Below are 17,972 nucleotides of genomic sequence, written 5' to 3'. Positions count from 1 at the left end.
ACTTTTGCTTGGCAACCTAGAAAGTAAGCAGAGAATACCAGGAGGTCAATTCAGATGAGATTTATCCTAGGAGCAGGTTTCGTTCTTGCCGCTATTTTAGCTGTGCCATCCTTGCTCACCGCTCAACCTAGGATGACGGCTCAAACTACAATTCAAAATTTGCAACGTGCCAACAGTACATCTATCTCGGGACGGATTGTTCGCATCTATGATGAAGATTTCATTCTAGATGATGGCACCGGGCAGATTTTAGTAGAAGCCGACGATAGCCCGCTGTGGCAAGCCAATCTAGCCGAAGGTGAACAAGTCACGGTTATCGGAACCTACGATGATGACAACAGTTTCGATGCCATTCGGCTCACCCGTGAGAATGGCGATGTTGTTCAAATCTTTGATGATTGATTCATTAGATTTTGCAAAGGATTATCAATCGATAGCACTACAGTCTAGAAGTTATATAGCTGCAGTCAAACCAGCTAGGACCGTTCTAGAGATTTAGCTTCTCCGTTCGAGGGGCGTCAGCCAGCCAAGATGGTCCGATCCGTTTACATTCTCTGACTGAGTGATTATCGGTTGATAGCTCTTGCGTCGCTGTTTCTAAACATTAGTTGCTTCACTAATAATCCACCGTTTGATTTACGATTCAATTTAACTATGAATATCACCATTAGCAATTTACAGCGCGGAATGCTACAAACTATCGTAGGCACCATCGAATGGATTACCGATGAGGACGAGTTTATTCTCAAAGATGGTACTGGACAAATCAGAGTCGATGCCAATTTGGACAACGATCGTCGTCTGCCGGTAACCCTGAATCAAGCGCTAACAGTTACAGGACAGCTCGATGATGATTTTGAATTTGATGCGCTGAAGATTACTCAAGCAGACGGTACCGCTATCCTAGATCGGCTAATGCCGGAATCGGCTAATCCAAATAGCTCTGGAAACAGCTCTAGCAACACCTCTAGTAACTTAACCCTCAATCCGCAGAATGGCATCGTCAATATTAATCGATTGACTCCTAGCTCGGTTCAAACAATTGCAGGACAAATTGCTCGGATTATCGATGAAGATGAATTTATCTTGCAAGATAGTACTAGACGAATTCGAGTCGATGCCAATTTAGACGATCGCCGTTTGTCGGTAGCGCGGGGGGATCGTGTCACGGTGATCGGGCAATTAGATAACGATGACTTCGAGTTTCAAGCTCGTCGCATCATGAAGGCCAATGGTGCTGTTGTGTTTGATCGCTTAGGAACGAGTGCAGCTAGTGCGGCAGATGATATCTTGGTTGGCGGTAGACGTAGCGATCAGCTCAATGGTGGCGCGGGCAATGACATGTTAATCGGCGGATTTGGCAATGATACCTTAACAGGTGGTGCCGGACGCGATCGGTTTGTCTATGAAACAGTGCGGGATCGAAGCGATCGCATCACCGACTTTTCAGCTACCGAAGATGTGATTGATCTCAGCAAAATTTTTGCCAGACGCAACTATAGCAGCACTCAACCCTTTAGCGATTATGTAGATGTTGTACAGTCGGGTTCACGCACTGTGATCCGCATTGATCCTGATGGAGATCGCAGCAATCGCGGCCTTCAACAACTAGTCGCGTGGTGACTAACGATTGTTGTTGTTACCTACTTTTTTCTAGGAGTAATCGTGCCATGACAGAACCTGCAACACCAGACTCAACTACCCTCTCCCACCTCGATTCGCAGGGACAGGCGCAAATGGTGGATGTTTCTGACAAGGCTGTAACGGTGCGATCTGCGTTGGCGATAGGCCGGGTGCGGATGTTGCCTCAAACATTGGAAGCAATTCAAACGGGTAATGCGCCTAAAGGTGATGTGCTGGGAACGGCCCGCATTGCGGGGATTATGGCCGCAAAGCAAACGGCGAATTTAATTCCGCTCTGCCATCCGCTGCCGCTGCAAAAAGTCGAAATTCAAATTACGCCCGATCCAATCCTACCCGGATACCAAATTCAAGCCGAGGTGAGAACCAAAGCCGAAACAGGGGTAGAAATGGAAGCTTTGACTGCCGTTTCTGTAGCGGCCCTCACTCTCTACGATATGGCAAAGGCACTCGAAAAGTCGATTCAGATCGAGGCGATTCATCTGGTGCGCAAAACCGGCGGCAAATCGGGCGATTATCTGGCTTCTGGCTGATAGATTCTACTCAATCGTGATCGACTGGGGACCATTTTTGCCATTGGTGCTGGAGGGCGTGCTGGGCGTATAGGAACCCGTTTGCTGATCCAGCCAGCTTTTCACCGGATCTTCGGCCAAATTTAACCGCAGCAGCCCCGAAACAAAGCCACCTAGAAACGCCACTGGATAGCCAGTGAGCTGCTGAAATACTGGGGTCAATTCATCCATAAACATACGCAAACCCTTCTAATCACACTCGCCAAGATCGATCCTAGCGCGAGCAATCGTTTTCTCGGCAAGCGAGTCACAGGTCGAGTAGATTGAACCAATACTCCGGACTGATTCCCTTTGCCGTGCTTGGCAAAACTGCCGATTCAGAAGTGACCTGACGACAGGCAGCCCAAATATTAGGAGAGATTCCAGACTCCGCAGCCCAAGGGACTCGGCTGCTTTGGCCATTCTAGCTGGGTAAAATTGGAGGACGATAAGATCACCAAACGTGGACTCTGGTACGAATGACAGCAAAAAGCGGAGAGCATCATACCCTCCGCTCAATTCACTGAGATTGACTGAGATGCGTTACCCTTAGCCTACTTCTGCTCTGGCAACATGCATTTGTCGCTGTCGCAGCCCGCTGGTCCCGCCTCAAACAATTCACCAGAGTCATAGCGTTTTAGCGACTGCTGGAAATCATCGGTGCGTCGCCGCAACAACACTTCTTGATGCAGCTGTTCGTACTGAGCTTTGGAGATTGGCTCGAAGGGCAGACGCGGGAAGGTTTGGTGATCGTCGAAGCGAGCGAGCAGCGCGGCGGAAATATAGCCTTCGTCGGTTTGGATGGCGTCATAGATCCGTTTGGCTAAATCTTCGACTTCGCTTTCCCGCAGTTCAATCGTGGCCGAGGTATTGTGAGCCGTGTAGTATTTCTGCACCTGCATGTAGAAATCCGTTTGGGCCAGAGCCGAAAACTTGGAGATGTCAATCTCGTCAGCTCCGGGTAGATTGGCCCACAGGACTTCCACCGGAATTTCCACCAGCCATTCGGTACAGCGAGGATCAAACGGATCATCCAGCAATCGCCCGTTTTCGTCTTTGTCGGACTGAGATGGCACGATCTTGTAACCATAATCCAAACAGGCCAGCGCTACCGGATCGTTTTTGCGGAAGGTGATGCGCCGACGGCTCTGCCTGTAGGGTGCTTAACCCCATTTTCTGAGTTTGTCGCGCTACAGGTGGTAAATCTGAAATTTTTCTTGTATGATCCAAAATGTTGGGCTACACTACTAGGGACAAATGGAGAGGCAAGCGAAAAAGTAGCTGAAATTGGCTTTGTTTTTCGTTATTCCGGTTTCCTCCGGGCCTGTTATTTGGCTTATTCCCGCTTAGATAAACTGTATATATACCGGCCTAATGCTTTTCTCGATTGAGCGATTGATCTTAAGGATTACTTTAGGTTCAACGGATTTAATATTGGAGCCGAATATCATACTATTGAACAGTGCAGGCTCGATGGTTTTTAACTCTATTAATTTGCTTGAAGCTAGATAATATACGGATTACTGAATTGCTTCGATGAATTTTGAAGTGGTTTTGTAGCCGAATTTTTTGGCGTCCTTGGTGCTCGTAACTATAGTTTTAGCGGTTCTGTTTGACTACTTTTGTTAAATTTTGGTTTGGTTATTGATTTCAGGGATTTGGTTGTATACTGTTGACTCAATTCTGAATCGGTTGAAGCGAAACAAGCAAAATAAATTAAATACAGGGCTAAAATACTCAATGAGTTAAACCTGTGGTTTAATGAGTTGCGCTTAAGGCATTACCTGAGAGTTGAGGTAAAGGAGTAGCCTTAAAAGTACCTCCAGTTCGTTATCTTCGGTATGAACCATATGCACGGCTAGAGGATGTTGCTTGGGCTAATCTGAGGTTTTTCTAGTTAACCTTAGTTGTGATGGAGCGTGAACAGTGAATAGTATCTTTTCAAAGTTGAGGGATTTTGTAGGCATGACTGAACCTGTAGACTACGAATATGATTACGAAGAAGTAGATGGAGAAGAGTACCAAAATCTCTATCAGGAAGAGCATCCCCAAGTTGCCCCAGAAGAAGAACCGCGACGACGGCGGATGCGGGAGAGAACGATGCTTTCTAGTGACTCTACTACTACTAATATGGGTATAGGTTCATCTATGAGTAATGTAATTGGAATGCCAGGCGCGGTGAACGGAATGTCTGAAGTTGTGGTGATGGAACCTCGAACCTTTGAAGAGATGCCCCAAGCGATTCGGGCGCTACGCGAGCGGAAATCGGTAGTGCTGAATCTGACGATTATGGACCCAGACCAGGCTCAGCGGGCTGTAGACTTTGTGGCAGGCGGTACTTATGCTATCGATGGTCACCAAGAGCGGATTGGCGAAAGCATTTTCCTATTCACGCCCAACTGTGTGCAGGTGAGCACTCAACTTGGCAATGGCAACGATCTCAACGCCACTCAACAACCAACGATGCGTCGTCCTGTCAACGCCAATTCTGCCTGGATGACAGACCAGGTTCGGATGGCTTAGGTTATGTCCACCTAATCAATTCGTCATCAGAAAAGTTGAGCGCTCAAAGCTCTATAAGACGAGATCTGATTAAGGAGTATTCATTCAGTTGTCCATTCAATTGGGAATTATTGGCGGCGGGGTAATGGGAGAAGCTCTCTTATCCCGCCTTTTGAGCAACAAGTCCTATTCACCTGAGGCTGTACTGGTAAGCGAACCGCAAGCACAGCGTCGCGCTGTTTTAGCCCAGCAATACGGCATACAGGTGACAGCTGAGAATCAAGACTTGATAGCCGCGCCGATCCTGCTGCTCGCAATCAAGCCTCAGGTATTTGATGCGGTTGTGAATCAGCTGGAGTCTGATCAGCTCGGTGGAGATCTGTTCGATCAGGCGATGGGTCACGTACTCCATCACCACGGGCTGCTCAGTGTAGGCTCCAGATCGCCGTTCAATCAGACTGCGCCATGCCAGCGACTCCAATGCCTCCAGCAGACTGGCGCGCGTCACCACCGGCCCAATATCCATAGCCAATTCCGCCAGTGAAAGAGAATTTTTTCAAGCACTCAGGATGAATGCCATTGAGAGCTACAGTGAGTGTGTCGATTGACTTAGCCGACCCTATGCTATTTCCCGCTCGTTTTTTTGTTACAGGTACGGATACCAACGTGGGTAAAACCGTTGTCTCAGCCATGTTGACGCTGGGACTGGGAGCCGCCTATTGGAAGCCTGTGCAGTCTGGGCTAGAGCCAATCACCGACACCGAGTACGTGCGCCAAACCACCGGGTTAGACGATTCTCACTTCATTCCAGAGCGGTTTCGCCTCACCCAACCCCTGTCGCCCCACGCTTCAGCCGCCATTGACGGAGTCGAGATTGCCCTGAGCGACTTTCAGCTTCCAACCACTACCAAACCGCACCTGATTGTGGAAGGAGCCGGAGGGCTGATGGTGCCCTTAAATCAGCAGGATTTCATAATTGATTTAATCCAGCATCTCGATCTGCCCGTGTGTTTGGTGGCTCGCAGCACGCTGGGCACGATTAACCACACCCTCCTCTCGATTGCCCAACTGCGTCACGCTGGTGTACCCATTCTAGGCGTGATCCTAAATGGCCCCAAAAATCCCAGCAACCGAGATGCGATTGCCCACTACGGTCAGGTGCCAATTTTAGGCGAACTAGAACCCCTACCAGCCGTCAATCCTGATACACTCAAACAGGCGTTCGCTCGTCTTTAGCCGGTTCTATTGCCTATGCACCCCCATCTCTGGTATCCCTACACCCAAGCCAAAACCGCGCCACCGCCGCTCAAGGTCAAGTCTGCTCAGGGTATCTGGCTAGAGTTAGAAGATGGCCGTCGAGTCATGGACTGCATTTCGAGCTGGTGGGTAAACCTGCATGGCCATGCCCATCCCGAAATTGCCGCCGCCATCTATCAGCAGGCTACAACCCTAGAGCAGGTGATTTTTGCCGGATTGACCCATGACCCAGCCGAGCAGTTGGCCGAGCAGCTTTTGCAGCATTTGCCCTCTGGCCTGAATCGAGTGTTCTATTCCGATAATGGTTCCACGGCTGTTGAAGTGGCGCTGAAGATGGCCTATCAGTACTGGGTGAATCAAGAAGTGAAACTAGTCGAGCAGCGCGGCACGTTTATTGTCTTTAGCGGAGCCTATCATGGCGACACATTTGGCACAATGGCAGTTGGGGCACGCTCATTGTTTTCTCAAGTGTTCTCCGATCTGTTATTTCAGGTAGAGTATGTGCCGTTTCCAGCCACCTATCTGGGCGATACTACTGTGCAGTCTCAAGAAGATGCTGTCCTTGAGCTGTTGAAAACCAAACTGGAGCAGTTGCCCTATGCCGGTATCTTAATTGAGCCACTCGTGCAGGGCGCAGGCGGAATGCGGATGTGTCGGACAGAATTCCTCCAGCGTTTACGCCAAATTGCCAATCAGTTCAACACTCTGTTAATCTTTGACGAAGTAATGACAGGCTTTGGTCGTACCGGCGATTGGTTTGCTTGCGTTAAATCCAATGTTCAGCCAGATATTATTTGTTTATCTAAAGGGATTACTGGTGGCTAAGTTCGATTCGGGCACGGGCTGGCCGTCGTTCCACTCGCCTTTCGACAAGGAGCATCTTGCCTACATCCGCGACACGAGCTACGGAATGATCCGCACGGAGATCCGCTGCGCACGCTGCGGAGGCCACCAGGGCCACGTCTTCCCCGACGGCCCACCGCCAACCGGCCAACGTTACTGTCTAAATTCCGCCTCACTCGAGTTTTTTCCTGACGGCGAAGAGATCCCGCAAAAGTCTTGAACAAGTGGCCGGAAGCCGTCCAGCACCTTTCCAAATTAGGATCAGCGGGGCTTATGTAAATATTTATCTACTCTCGCATTTTCCGCATTGGCGGGTCATCAAGATCCTTCATCGGATCTCGTTTTTCCCTCGTTGTCTTGGCACCGGCGGCTTTCAGAACAGCCTCGGAGAAAACGCGTTTATCCAGCGGAGCAAATCTGTCGGGCGGATCGATATAGATCGGATCCTTCTCGTGAGGTTTTACGTCGCGTTTCTTATGTTCATCAAGACCCACAACGGCTGTCTCTGAGAAGTTATACGAACCTTGATACTTCATCTTGGTCACGACCCGGTTGACCACCAATTCCGGTCTATTTATTTCGCCGATCTTTTCCCTTCCCTGCATTACCGGAATGCGTGAGCCCGGCCAACCTGTACCGGTCTGAACATATATCTTGTTCGTTTGCGGATTCATAATGATGGTCTCTTTAGAACCGCCAGTCCCATCCGGACATATCAACTTGAAGATCGGCGTTCTGGCTTGTCCTCTGAACGTATGTGTAAAGGCAGCCTCAAGGCTGGCTACCATAACATCCCGGCCCCAATGATAAATTGAGCCGCCCGCTCCCATTTGATACCAGACCTCTACTTCCTCATCGAAATACACATCTCCGGTCAAGGTTCTCTTGCCCACAATACCGCTCAACTTGCCGTGTGCACGAATCTCGCTCATCCAATGGTCCTTTATGGATCTGTCCACCAGTCGCAGCGATCTTGGCTCAACGTTGAAATAGTTTCTAAGCTTGTGTAGCCATCGCGGGACTCCATCAGGAAATATCTTTGCCCATCCTCCGGCCTTCATCACGGATGCCAATATTAACTTCGCGTTCATTCCGACCCAATCCACTGGATCTTGAAGTTCCGAACTATACAGAAGATCCATATCTCCTCCTCCGTGCCTAAAGAACACCGTACCGGTTGAACGATCCGGGCCTGCGTTTTTGCAAAGACGCTCCGAATTGCGCAGTCTCTGCTCATTGGTCTTTAGTAAAAGACGTAGATCACTGAAAGAACAGGAGACAAAGTGAAAAAGAATAATGCACGAGATCACGAACTCAATCGCCGGGTTCAACGAGTTCGACCGGAATGCGGGATGAGAGCATCCGTATGAGAATACTTAATATACCCCAAGAAATAACAGCTACGCCAGAGATCGCCCAGCCGATATTGGCCACGAGGATCTCATTTAGAACGAGACCACCAATGATAACCGGGAATCCGATCGCGGTCAGTCGTAAAGCGGTTGACCGGGCTGCGGCAAGCCTATCAACAAGGTTAACGCGACTTACCTCAAGTTCCATATACTCTTCGTCATTGTTCAAACGAGAGAAATATTCGACTTCCCGCTCGGTCCATCGACGAACGGAAGGAGAGTCCGCATAACGAGCAGCCTCACGAAAATTGTGTATAACGTGGGCGATCTTGCCTTCCCGGAGAGCCATTAAGTCTTGACTATTACAGATTAGAACCCGATCGCTCAACCGTGAGTAGATATCGTTGGTCTTCTTCCCAAGGTCCGCCACTCAAACTGACGCCAGGAACGACTACTACTGTGAGAGTGATTGTGGAAGAACGCGCCCCGATTACCTTCATTTTCCCTATTTTTCGATCCTTCACCGGAATTTATTAATCACTGGCGTGATTTCATCGGATATGTTTAGCAAACCTTCCCACCATTCAGCTCGCTCGCGGGTTAAAACTCCAACCTTACTGCAAATGGAAGCCGTAGAATGTGGTGCCGCTGCCTTAGGCATCATCTTGGGCTACTATGGCCGCATTGTTCCTCTGACGGAATTGCGGCAAGCCTGTGGTGTTTCCAGAGATGGGACTAAAGCGTCTAACTTGCTGAGTGCCGCCCAGAGCTATGGCTTAAATGCCAAAGGCTTTAAGAAAGAACTGTATGATCTCCAAGATCTGGCTTGCCCCTACATTGTTTTTTGGAACTTTAACCACTTTTTAGTAGTAGAAGGGTTTGATCAATCGCGAGCTTACCTCAATGATCCGGCTGTAGGACCACGCAGTGTCACATTAACTGAGTTTGATGAAGCTTATACCGGCGTGGTGTTAGTAATGCAGCCAGGAGAAAATTTTCAAAAGGGTGGTAGCAAACCCAACCTGCTCTTCAGTTTAATCGCTCGTCTGCGTGGCTCATGGAAAGCTCTAGCTTACTGCGTTCTGACCGGATTCCTGCTGGTGCTGCCAGGGCTAGCTATTTCGATCTTTTCCCAAGTCTTTGTAGATAATATTCTGGTGCAAGGCATGCAAGACTGGCTGCGCCCTTTGCTGCTTGGCGTATTGCTCACGGCGATCCTGCGCGGAGTTTTAATTTGGTTGCGTTTGCTGCATTTGCGACGGTTGAAGATCAAGTTAGCAACCAGTATGTCCAGCCAATTTTTATGGCATATTTTGCATCTGCCCGTTAGCTTCTATGGTCAGCGGTTTGCAGGTGAGATTGCCAGTCGCGTTGGGATTAATGATCGTGTAGCCAACGTCCTCTCTGGACAACTCGCTACAACATTAATTGACCTGATCATGATCCTGTTCTATGCCCTAGTCATGTTCTGGTATGATCCACTTTTGACTGGGATTGGCATTGGTTTTGCGCTGACCAATGTGCTGGTATTGCAGTGGGTATCGCGTCAGCGAATTGATGCCCACACCCGTCTGATGCAGGAATATGGCAAAATTGCCGGACTCTCAATCGCTGGACTGCAAAGTATAGAAACCTTGAAGGCATCTGGTTCAGAATCGGACTTCTTTGCTCGTTGGGCTGGCTACCAAGCCAAAGCGATGAATGCTCAGCAGGCGCTAGGCGCCCAGAACCAATCGCTGGGCGTGTTGCCTGCGTTTCTTGCCGCGCTGATGTCCATGGTGCTGCTGCTGCTGGGTGGCTTTCGCATCATCAACGGGCAACTGAGTATTGGGATGCTGGTGGCCTTTCAGAGCTTGATGAATAGTTTTCTCAATCCGGTGAACAGTCTGCTGAATTTGGGCACCACCTTGCAGGAACTAGAAGGCGATCTGAATCGCTTAGATGATGTTTTGCGGAACCCAACCGATTCCTTGTCCACCTCATCGCCACCCGTATCCTATGCCGTTGCCCGTCTGCAAGGCCAGATCGAGTTAAACAATGTCACCTTTGGCTATAGTCGCGCCTTGCCGCCTGATGCCAATTAAATGTATCGATCAATGTCCCATTGGAACGCCAGAGCCTGATGGTTTGATCGCGGCTAGCTGAAACAATGAACTGATTATCGGAGCTGAACCTGACGCTGCTGACGTAACTAGTATGTCTACCGCTAAAGCTTTGCAGGATTTGCCCATCGAGTCCCCAAATTTCGATCACTCCATTCAATAACCCTACAATCAAGCGTTGACCATCGGAGCTGAAGCTGAAGCTGGTCACACTGGCATCGCGGTTTTCTGGTTCAAAGCGCAAAGGTGCGCCATCTCGATCCCATAATTGGACTTTACCCTTGATGTCCAACGACGCTAAAAAGACACCATCAACGGTCTTAGGATTGAAGATTACACGGGTCATCTCTGCATCACCGTCGATTGTTCTAATTAGTGTACTGTCCAGTTTCCATAGTTTGATTGTTCTATCTCGGCTAGCAGATGCAATCATCTGACCGTCTGGACTAAAACTGGCGTAATTAATTCGATCACTGTGCTGTTTCTCACTATCTGCTCCAAGTTTCGTCAGCAATGTACCGTCCTGTTGCCAAAGGCTCAATTGCCAGGTAAACGGTCCAAACTCCCATCCGGTAGAAACTAGCATTTGCCCATCTGGACTGAAACCGATCTGGGTAATGTGCGTTGAACTGTCCAGCCAAGTCTTGAGAAATTCTCCATCTCGTTGCCATAAACTGGTTGTGCCATCTCCATTTACAGACGCCAACCATTGTGAATTTGGCACAAAATCCACTTGGGTAACAATGCTTCTGCGCTGTTTCAAATAGGCAGGCAGCCGATTATTACCGAGTTGCCAGATTCTGACTGTTTTGTCGTTGCTGCCAGAAACTAGAGTTTGATCATCCTTGGGATTAAACCTGAGGCTAGTAACTGCTTCCGCATGGCCTTCTAGGGTTTGGATTAATTCCCCATCGAGTTGCCAAAGTTTGATAGTATTATCAGCCCCACCAGAAGCAATTGATTCACCATCTGGACTAAAGCTGAGGCTGGTTACAGCACCATTGTGCCCCTGGATAGTTTTGAACGAATTATCCTGGGGCTTTGTCTCTTGAGTCTCTGTAGATTGATCGGCCTCAGTAAATGCCGGAGTGGATATTTGAGTAGGTCTTTGAGTGGATGTTCGAGTAGAAACTCGGCGATTCACTGATGCTGCTGATTCAAGGCTTTGCTGACGATCCGAGCCATTCGCATCTACATTTGTGTCTATATTTACATCTAGATCCATATTCACATTTACGTTTATTTTCCATAGCTTGATCGTTCCATCCTGACTGGCAGACGCTAGCAATCGACCATTGGGGCTAAAGTCAATCTGCGTCACTCTGTCTTGATGGCCGTTGAGGACAGTGATCGGTTCACCGTCAAGCTGCCATAGTTTGATGGTGTTATCGTCACTCGCAACGGCAAGCATTCTGCCATCTGGACTAAAGCGGACACTAGTGACTGCACCGCCTTGATTGGGAAAGTTGCGCAGCAGTTGACGATTGCTGGTTTGCCACAGCTTAACCGAATCATCCGCGCTTCCGGTTACGAGCAGTTGGCCGTCTGGACTGAAGCTAACGCTTGCCACGGCTGCTCCATGTCCTGGCAAGAGCTTAAATGTGCCATCTGGTTTAGCCAAAATCACCATATTCTCAGTTGTTCCAGCCGCAATTGTCTGCCCATCTGGGCTGAAGCTAACGCTATTGGGCGTAGAAGCCAGAGCGCTGAATGTCGTTGAGGTACATGGTGGCAAACACCGACAGCAGGAAGAAGCGACTCCACAGCCGTGCCTTCCAGTCGTTGAGGAACTGGGGCTGAGACCGCATGATGGCATCGAAGAAATCACCATGCCGGTTTTCGTCTTGGCACCAGTTCTCAAAGAACCGGAAGATGGGGTAGATGCGATGCTCAGGATGGGCCTCCAAGTGGCGATAGATCGTGATGTAGCGCCAGTAGCCGATCTTCTCTGAGAGGTAAGTAGCGTAGAAAATAAACTTGGGTTTGAAGAAAGTGTAGTTCTTGCTTTCGGTCAAGAAGCCAAGATCGAGCTGTAGCCCAAAGTCGGCCATGGCTTTGTTCAAGAAACCGGCATGGCGGGCTTCGTCACGCGACATTAGCAGAAAACACTCAGCCAAAACGGGACTTCTGCCCTTGAGCTTGCGAGATAGTTCCTTATAGAGCAAAAAGCCGGAAAACTCAGCTGTACAGGAACGCTCTAGAAACTCGATAAACAGCTGCCTCGTTTCACCGTCAATCTGATCCCAGGACTGGTTGAATTCCTCAGTCCGGACAAAGTGATGACGGTTGTAGTCAGTTCGGAATTCTTCTAAAATTGCCCGCAACTCATCCTCGTTTGCGGAGATATCCATCTGCGCCATCTCCTCAAAGTCCGTGGTGTAAAACCGAGGAGTGAGAATCGTATCCTGCGCAGGACGCTTAATTCCGGGGCGCAGCTCTTCCAGTTCTGGTTTTTTGAGGGAATCTACCATGTGTACCGTTTCTCTCGCTTCAAGGATGGGGTTGAACCCCGCAATTTTAAATAACTATAAAAACACTGATGCCATCCACTGGATTGATAGAGCTGACTGAATCGTTCAGATTGAATCGGTTTAATTCAGCCAGATCCGGCCAAACAGTGAATACTCAAGCTTTACGTCCTTTAGTCTACCAAGCTCTGGGACTGGCTCAAAGGCCATAACGTTAAGAGTTGCAACAAAGAGTAAGACTCTATGAAAGAAAGTTTTGAGTTTTAAGCTTTGAGTAGGGGGAAGGTTCGAGGTTTGTAGCTTGTTGCTGCGTGTCGTGTCGCGTTGCCAGAGGCAGTAGCAGTGCTTTAGTGCGTACCTTATGCGTTTGGCCTAGAGTACCAATCCAACTTCTTGCAGCAATTCAGCCCCCCCGCCCAAGAAAACAGCAGCTCTCACCAACTCAAAACTTAAAACTCAAAACCTATTGCATGTTTTCAAATTTTGGATAGAGTTAGTGGCTAGGCTTTTTTCGATGGTGAGCGAGAAAAATTGCAGCAGTCGGGCAGGATTGAAATCTGTCTGATTTAGTAGCTCTCAAGGGTGCTGGCATGACGGACAACGACTAAGACTTAAGCTTCCAGAATTTACGGTTTGTAGGTGAAACGGCTTTGAAACTCCACTGGCTAGTTCCAAGTTTGATCGGCGCTTTCTGCCTCGCAGCTCCAGCCCAAGCTGGGCAACTGACAACCTGGCAATTTCACTCCAACCAAAATCGGCTAGAGTTTACAACCGATGAAGATGTGCAGCCCCGGGCGCAGCTTGTGTTTGACCCAACTCGACTGGTGATTGACTTACCGGAAACGCAGTTGGGCCAAGAACCAGTCAACCAGCCGATTGGCGGCGCGATTCAGAATGTCAGAATCGGCCAATTTGATGCTCAAACCACTCGGATTGTGGTGGAGAAAGGAGCATTTCTGCACAATATCATGCCGCTGATTTCGGCTCCGGAGCATGGTACTTATTTTGGTTTGAACGGACAGCGTGGTCCTACACCCAAAGAATTGAAACAGTTGCAGGACCAATGCGCCGATAGCAACATGAAAATGATGCGCCATTGCCGCCAGTGTCGGGCTGATGCGGTTGGATTACTGGGAGAAGATCGCAGCCAGGAATTTACCAAAGATAAGTTCATGGAAATGTCACCCCAGTATGATCCAGAACTCCGTCAAGAAGTGCATGCCGGAATTGAGCAGTTCAAAGCAGAAATCAAGCTAGCAAAAGCCAAGGTCAAACCTAGCGAGCGCATCAAAAATAGCCCCAAAATTCTGGTGGCCGTAGCTACGAAGGGAGGCGGAATTGTCAATCAACACTTTGGTCACGCTAAGGAATTTCAGATCTTTGAAGTAGACGCTAACGAAGCCAAGTTTGTCGGTCACCGCAAGGTAGACCGATACTGCCAAGGCGGTTATGGCGAAGATGCCACACTGGAATATGTAATCAAAACTATCGCTGACTGCAAAGCCATATTGGTTTCCAAAGTCGGTGAATGCCCGAAAGCCGAACTGAGAGAAGCCGGTCTGCATGTCATCGAAGCCTATGACGTGATCGAAAAAGTAGCTAGGGAATTCTACGACCAACATGTCGAAACGTTTTGAGGAGTATAGTAACCCACGCCAGTTCTGCAACTCAAAACTTAAAACTTAAAGCATTCTAAAGGGGGTTGTTATGACCTACATGATCACGAATCAGTGTATTGGATGTAATCGTTGCGAATCAGTTTGTCCGAATCAGGCAATCAGGCAAAATAATCACCAGTATCAAATCAATCCTGAACGCTGTAACGATTGTGTAGGTCATTATGCTGTCCCTCAATGTTGGGCCGCTTGTCCTACCGCTAACGGATGCATTCCAGATCTGGCGATTCTACCGCAATCCCTCACCGCCAGCTCAAACGATTACTGGGAAAACTGGTTTACCCTTTACGATTGTCTAGTCTCTCGGCTCAAAGCCAATCACCAATCTGAATATTGGCAGTCCTGGTTCAATACCTATTCCCACTATTCGCAAAAATTGTCTCAACACTTACAAACCCCTACACCTGTGGGAGCTAACGCATGAGCGCAGTGATTTATCTCGACAACAATGCCACCACCAAAATTGATCCAAATGTGCTGGAGGCAATGCTGCCCTATTTGACCGAATATTACGGCAATCCTTCTTCGATGCATAGTTTTGGTGGACAGGTGGGTAAGGCGCTGAAACAGGCGCATGGACAAGTCGCTGAACTACTAGGCGCAGAAGAGTCGGAAGTCATTTTTACAAGCTGCGGCACTGAAGGAAACAATACCGCGATTCGAGCAGCTCTAGCCGCTCAACCCGATCGGAAACATCTGATTACCACGCAAGTCGAACATGCCTGTGTATTGAATCTGTTCAAGCAGCTTGAAAAGCAAGGATATACCGTCACTTACCTTTCAGTAGACCGCAAGGGACAATTGGACCTGATGGAGCTGGAAGCCGCTATGACTGGCAACACTGCTCTGGTTTCCACCATGTACGCCAACAATGAAACCGGCACGGTATTTCCAGTTGAACAAGTGGGTGCAATTGCGAAAGAATATGGCGCCACCTTCCATGTCGATGCGGTGCAGGTGGCCGGCAAATTGCCCTTAAACCTCAAAACAGCGCTGGCAACGGCAGTCCACTCTGCAAAAGCTTTGCCGCCCATTGCAGTTTGTCCAACGTGCCCTCCGGCATAAGCGGGAAGTCAAGCACTATCTCTATCACCGCGACAACGGCATTCGTTCCAGCGGTGTGGAGGTTAACCTTAACGACCTTGGCTCCTATCCTGCGAATGGCCTGATCATTGCAGAGGCGTAAACCCAAGCCTGCTAACGATTTGCTGGCCCTGTGGCGAAAGCACCATATCAATAAATTGCTTCACCGCAGGGCTGGTTGCTGCGGCATAACCAGATAGGCCACCCGGCTAATCGGATAGGTATCTGCTTTTACCGCTGCCTGAGCGGTGGGTGAGATCTATCGATTGGCACCGTGCGGACGTCTGCTGATTCACCCATTGCCTAGAGCAAGGGTTAGTTCGAGGCCAAGTCAGGACGATTGTAGAGGTCTAACTGGGTCAAAGCGGGTTGGCATCCCCCCGCCACGTAACGAAATATTCCATCATCGCAGACCCTGACATTTCAACTTGAATCAGAGACAGCAAAACGATCGGCTCAATACCAACTAGAATAGTTTGGATTTAAATGCGTAACTCTGGCTCTGATCTATGCCTCGCCGAACTGACATTCACAAAATCTTGCTGATTGGCTCTGGTCCGATTGTGATCGGGCAAGCCTGCGAGTTTGACTACTCCGGCACCCAAGCCTGTAAAGCGCTACGAGATGAAGGCTTTGAGGTGGTGCTGGTCAACTCCAACCCGGCCACGATTATGACCGATCCGGAAACTGCCGATCGCACCTATATTGAGCCGCTGACGCCGGAGATCGTTGAGAAAATTATCGCCAAAGAGCGCCCAGATGCCCTGTTGCCAACGATGGGCGGCCAAACCGCGCTCAACTTAGCCGTGGCTCTGGCCAAGAACGGCACCCTAGAGAAATACGGCGTCGAGCTGATTGGGGCCAAACTGCCGGCGATTGAAATGGCCGAAGACCGCAAGCTGTTCAAAGAAGCAATGGAGCGGATTGGCGTCGGCGTCTGTCCCTCTGGCTTGGCGGAAACAATGGCAGAGGCCAAAGAAATTGCCCAGCAGATTGGCTCCTACCCACTGATTATTCGTCCGGCCTTTACCTTGGGCGGCACCGGCGGCGGCATCGCCTACAACAAGGCCGAGTTCGAGCGGATCGTGCGCGAAGGGCTCGACGCCTCGCCCACCACCGAGGTCCTGATCGAGGAATCGCTCCTCGGCTGGAAGGAATACGAGATGGAAGTCGTCCGCGACCGGAACGACAATGCCATCATCATCTGCTCGATCGAAAACGTCGATCCAATGGGCGTCCACACCGGCGATTCGATCACCGTCGCCCCGGCGCTGACGCTGACCGACAAGGAATACCAGATCATGCGCAGCGCGAGCATCGCCTGCCTGCGCGAGATCGGGGTGGAGACGGGCGGCAGCAACGTCCAGTTCGCAGTCAATCCGAAGGACGGCCGCCTGATCGTGATCGAGATGAACCCGCGCGTATCGCGCTCCTCGGCGCTGGCATCGAAGGCGACCGGCTTCCCCATTGCCCGCGTCGCGGCCAAGCTGGCGGTCGGCTACACGCTCGACGAGATCACCAACGAGATCACCGGCGCGACCCCGGCCAGTTTCGAGCCGACCATCGACTACGTCGTGACCAAGATCCCGCGCTTCGCGTTCGAGAAGTTCAAGGGCGCCAAGGACGACCTCGTCCCAACCGGCGCAGGGTGATGCCTTGGTCGTTCCAGGCATGGGTATCGTTGGGGTTGATTTCTACTGCTTTCTGGTAACAGCGCAGCGCCTCGGTTTCTTCTCCTTTCTGGCCGTACATGTTGCCTAAATTAATCCAGGCCGAGGTGTTTTCTGGATTCAGCTCAATCGCTTTTTGAAAATCCGGAATTGCTTGATCGGGGTCTTCTTGGGCCATGTAGATGCAGCCCCGGTTATACCAGCCAGTCGATTCGTCAGGGTTCATGTGCAGCGCTTGATTCAGGCTGCGAATTGCGCCCTTGTAACGTTTGAGGGCTGTGAGGGCACTGGCCCGGTTCACCAAGGCCATGTAGCCATCTGGGTTAAACTCCACCGCTCGATCGTAGGCATTCAGTGCGTCATTATGTTGCCCCAGATTCATGAAGGCAGTGCCTTTGGCATCCCAAGCCCGGTAGTCGTGGGGATAGTACTCTAGTAGTTGCGTAAATGCTTCGAGTGCTGCCTGATGTTTCTGCCATTCTGCCAGCACCAGTCCCTTGTTGTAGAGCGCCGTATGATCGGTAGGGGTACGCCGGAGCGCTTGGTCAAAACTGTCAACCGATTCGGCATAGCGTTTCAAATGGCCCAGCACCAAACCGCGACAACACCAGGTATCAGTATTATCTGCATCCAAGGCTAACGACTGGTCTAAATACCCCAGCGCTTGCTCAAAGGCCCGCGCTTCAAAGGCCTGTACGCCTTGATCGAACAGCAGTTTTGCTTGCATTTCAGGGTGGCTTGTCATAGGCAATCGCTGCAATCAACACCATATTTCATTTTAGATTTCATCTTACGTTAATTGCAGGCTTAGTCCTGAGATCAGCAAT

General features: G+C 49.8%; 20 protein-coding genes and 2 pseudogenes. 15 read left to right on the top strand and 7 right to left on the bottom strand.

Annotated features, from left to right (window positions below; genetic code table 11):
• The first annotated feature begins 54 nt into the window (after window positions 1-54).
• From JVX88_RS26480 to moaC, 3 genes are all read left to right on the top strand, one after another.
• Window positions 55-402 (top strand): NirD/YgiW/YdeI family stress tolerance protein, encoded by a 348-nt coding sequence (locus JVX88_RS26480; protein WP_211621590.1) that lies wholly within the window; start codon window positions 55-57, stop codon window positions 400-402.
• A 252-nt stretch (window positions 403-654) separates the two neighbouring features.
• Window positions 655-1,623 (top strand): type I secretion C-terminal target domain-containing protein, encoded by a 969-nt coding sequence (locus JVX88_RS26475; RefSeq protein ID WP_211621589.1) that lies wholly within the window; start codon window positions 655-657, stop codon window positions 1,621-1,623.
• A 47-nt stretch (window positions 1,624-1,670) separates the two neighbouring features.
• The gene (gene moaC, locus JVX88_RS26470; RefSeq protein ID WP_211621588.1) at window positions 1,671-2,174 is read left to right on the top strand and encodes a cyclic pyranopterin monophosphate synthase MoaC; all 504 of its coding nucleotides are present in this window, start codon (window positions 1,671-1,673) and stop codon (window positions 2,172-2,174) included.
• 6 nt (window positions 2,175-2,180) lie between these two features.
• On the opposite strand, the gene JVX88_RS26465 is transcribed toward moaC, so the two are convergent.
• Together JVX88_RS26465 and JVX88_RS26460 are read right to left on the bottom strand one after the other, a co-directional pair.
• The gene (locus JVX88_RS26465) at window positions 2,181-2,384 is read right to left on the bottom strand and encodes a hypothetical protein (protein ID WP_317134450.1); all 204 of its coding nucleotides are present in this window, start codon (window positions 2,382-2,384) and stop codon (window positions 2,181-2,183) included.
• Window positions 2,385-2,746: 362 nt separating this feature from the next.
• Window positions 2,747-3,268 (bottom strand): hypothetical protein, encoded by a 522-nt coding sequence (locus JVX88_RS26460; protein WP_317134449.1) that lies wholly within the window; start codon window positions 3,266-3,268, stop codon window positions 2,747-2,749.
• Between the two features lie 889 nt (window positions 3,269-4,157).
• Between JVX88_RS26460 and JVX88_RS26455 the strand changes: the two genes are divergently transcribed.
• The 5 genes from JVX88_RS26455 (at window position 4,158) to msrB (ending at window position 7,014) form a co-directional block, all read left to right on the top strand.
• The gene (locus tag JVX88_RS26455) at window positions 4,158-4,715 is read left to right on the top strand and encodes a cell division protein SepF (RefSeq protein WP_211621586.1); all 558 of its coding nucleotides are present in this window, start codon (window positions 4,158-4,160) and stop codon (window positions 4,713-4,715) included.
• A gap of 124 nt (window positions 4,716-4,839) precedes the next feature.
• A complete protein-coding gene (locus JVX88_RS44430; RefSeq protein ID WP_315875360.1) occupies window positions 4,840-5,238 on the top strand; it encodes an NAD(P)-binding domain-containing protein in 399 nt (132 codons plus the stop codon).
• Window positions 5,239-5,315: 77 nt separating this feature from the next.
• Window positions 5,316-5,930: a dethiobiotin synthase gene (bioD, locus tag JVX88_RS26445; RefSeq protein ID WP_211621585.1), complete on the top strand. Its 615-nt coding sequence runs from the start codon at window positions 5,316-5,318 to the stop codon at window positions 5,928-5,930.
• 15 nt (window positions 5,931-5,945) lie between these two features.
• Window positions 5,946-6,776: an aminotransferase class III-fold pyridoxal phosphate-dependent enzyme gene (locus JVX88_RS26440; RefSeq protein ID WP_211621584.1), complete on the top strand. Its 831-nt coding sequence runs from the start codon at window positions 5,946-5,948 to the stop codon at window positions 6,774-6,776.
• Window positions 6,727-7,014, top strand: coding sequence for a peptide-methionine (R)-S-oxide reductase MsrB (msrB, locus tag JVX88_RS26435; protein WP_211621583.1), 288 nt, complete (start codon window positions 6,727-6,729; stop codon window positions 7,012-7,014). Before JVX88_RS26440 ends, msrB begins: the two co-directional genes overlap by 50 nt.
• 67 nt (window positions 7,015-7,081) lie before the next feature.
• Here the strand turns inward: msrB and JVX88_RS26430 are convergent, their stop codons facing one another.
• A complete protein-coding gene (locus JVX88_RS26430) occupies window positions 7,082-7,936 on the bottom strand; it encodes a hypothetical protein (RefSeq protein WP_211621582.1) in 855 nt (284 codons plus the stop codon).
• A gap of 172 nt (window positions 7,937-8,108) precedes the next feature.
• Complete coding sequence (locus JVX88_RS26425; RefSeq protein ID WP_211621581.1) at window positions 8,109-8,576, bottom strand: hypothetical protein; 468 nt, start codon at window positions 8,574-8,576, stop codon at window positions 8,109-8,111.
• A 130-nt stretch (window positions 8,577-8,706) separates the two neighbouring features.
• Here JVX88_RS26425 and JVX88_RS26420 point away from each other — a divergent pair, with 130 nt between their 5' ends.
• Window positions 8,707-10,230, top strand: a complete 1,524-nt coding sequence (locus JVX88_RS26420) for a cysteine peptidase family C39 domain-containing protein (protein WP_211621580.1) — start codon at window positions 8,707-8,709, stop codon at window positions 10,228-10,230.
• On the opposite strand, the gene JVX88_RS26415 is transcribed toward JVX88_RS26420, so the two are convergent.
• A complete protein-coding gene (locus JVX88_RS26415; protein WP_211621579.1) occupies window positions 10,187-11,878 on the bottom strand; it encodes a WD40 repeat domain-containing protein in 1,692 nt (563 codons plus the stop codon). The two genes, JVX88_RS26420 and JVX88_RS26415, sit on opposite strands and share 44 nt — an antisense overlap.
• 61 nt (window positions 11,879-11,939) lie before the next feature.
• Window positions 11,940-12,719, bottom strand: a pseudogene (acsF, locus tag JVX88_RS26410) (magnesium-protoporphyrin IX monomethyl ester (oxidative) cyclase); the annotation flags it as partial.
• Window positions 12,720-13,366: 647 nt separating this feature from the next.
• On the opposite strand from acsF, the gene JVX88_RS26400 reads away from it, so the two are divergent.
• The 6 genes and pseudogenes from JVX88_RS26400 to carB all read left to right on the top strand — a co-directional run bounded on the left by JVX88_RS26400 (window position 13,367) and on the right by carB (window position 17,127).
• Window positions 13,367-14,353: a NifB/NifX family molybdenum-iron cluster-binding protein gene (locus tag JVX88_RS26400; protein ID WP_263975259.1), complete on the top strand. Its 987-nt coding sequence runs from the start codon at window positions 13,367-13,369 to the stop codon at window positions 14,351-14,353.
• A gap of 70 nt (window positions 14,354-14,423) precedes the next feature.
• Window positions 14,424-14,534: pseudogene (locus JVX88_RS39120) on the top strand (4Fe-4S binding protein); the annotation flags it as partial.
• 22 nt (window positions 14,535-14,556) lie between these two features.
• Window positions 14,557-14,691, top strand: a complete 135-nt coding sequence (locus JVX88_RS41115; protein WP_263975702.1) for a hypothetical protein — start codon at window positions 14,557-14,559, stop codon at window positions 14,689-14,691.
• A gap of 121 nt (window positions 14,692-14,812) precedes the next feature.
• Window positions 14,813-15,457, top strand: coding sequence for an aminotransferase class V-fold PLP-dependent enzyme (locus JVX88_RS26390; protein WP_263975258.1), 645 nt, complete (start codon window positions 14,813-14,815; stop codon window positions 15,455-15,457).
• Window positions 15,426-15,578, top strand: coding sequence for a hypothetical protein (locus JVX88_RS26385; protein WP_211621577.1), 153 nt, complete (start codon window positions 15,426-15,428; stop codon window positions 15,576-15,578). Before JVX88_RS26390 ends, JVX88_RS26385 begins: the two co-directional genes overlap by 32 nt.
• 460 nt (window positions 15,579-16,038) lie before the next feature.
• Window positions 16,039-17,127 (top strand): carbamoyl-phosphate synthase large subunit, encoded by a 1,089-nt coding sequence (carB, locus tag JVX88_RS26380; protein WP_317134448.1) that lies wholly within the window; start codon window positions 16,039-16,041, stop codon window positions 17,125-17,127.
• Here carB and JVX88_RS26375 read toward each other — a convergent pair.
• The gene (locus tag JVX88_RS26375; protein WP_211621576.1) at window positions 17,084-17,890 is read right to left on the bottom strand and encodes a tetratricopeptide repeat protein; all 807 of its coding nucleotides are present in this window, start codon (window positions 17,888-17,890) and stop codon (window positions 17,084-17,086) included. The genes carB and JVX88_RS26375 overlap by 44 nt on opposite strands.
• Window positions 17,891-17,972 lie beyond the last annotated feature (82 nt).

The organism is Leptolyngbya sp. 7M (assembly GCF_018128485.1).
This window is presented reverse-complemented; position numbering and strand designations above follow the sequence as displayed.

Coding starts and splice junctions, on each gene's coding strand:
- JVX88_RS26480 (WP_211621590.1), top strand. CDS start 55: ATGAGATTTATCCTAGGAGCAGGTTTCGTTCTTGCCGCTATTTTAGCT.
- JVX88_RS26475 (WP_211621589.1), top strand. CDS start 655: ATGAATATCACCATTAGCAATTTACAGCGCGGAATGCTACAAACTATC.
- moaC (WP_211621588.1), top strand. CDS start 1,671: ATGACAGAACCTGCAACACCAGACTCAACTACCCTCTCCCACCTCGAT.
- JVX88_RS26465 (WP_317134450.1), bottom strand. CDS start 2,384: ATGGATGAATTGACCCCAGTATTTCAGCAGCTCACTGGCTATCCAGTG.
- JVX88_RS26455 (WP_211621586.1), top strand. CDS start 4,158: ATGACTGAACCTGTAGACTACGAATATGATTACGAAGAAGTAGATGGA.
- JVX88_RS44430 (WP_315875360.1), top strand. CDS start 4,840: ATGGGAGAAGCTCTCTTATCCCGCCTTTTGAGCAACAAGTCCTATTCA.
- bioD (WP_211621585.1), top strand. CDS start 5,316: ATGCTATTTCCCGCTCGTTTTTTTGTTACAGGTACGGATACCAACGTG.
- JVX88_RS26440 (WP_211621584.1), top strand. CDS start 5,946: ATGCACCCCCATCTCTGGTATCCCTACACCCAAGCCAAAACCGCGCCA.
- msrB (WP_211621583.1), top strand. CDS start 6,727: ATGTTCAGCCAGATATTATTTGTTTATCTAAAGGGATTACTGGTGGCT.
- JVX88_RS26430 (WP_211621582.1), bottom strand. CDS start 7,936: ATGGATCTTCTGTATAGTTCGGAACTTCAAGATCCAGTGGATTGGGTC.
- JVX88_RS26420 (WP_211621580.1), top strand. CDS start 8,707: ATGTTTAGCAAACCTTCCCACCATTCAGCTCGCTCGCGGGTTAAAACT.
- JVX88_RS26415 (WP_211621579.1), bottom strand. CDS start 11,878: ATGGTGATTTTGGCTAAACCAGATGGCACATTTAAGCTCTTGCCAGGA.
- JVX88_RS41115 (WP_263975702.1), top strand. CDS start 14,557: ATGCTGTCCCTCAATGTTGGGCCGCTTGTCCTACCGCTAACGGATGCA.
- JVX88_RS26390 (WP_263975258.1), top strand. CDS start 14,813: ATGAGCGCAGTGATTTATCTCGACAACAATGCCACCACCAAAATTGAT.
- JVX88_RS26375 (WP_211621576.1), bottom strand. CDS start 17,890: ATGACAAGCCACCCTGAAATGCAAGCAAAACTGCTGTTCGATCAAGGC.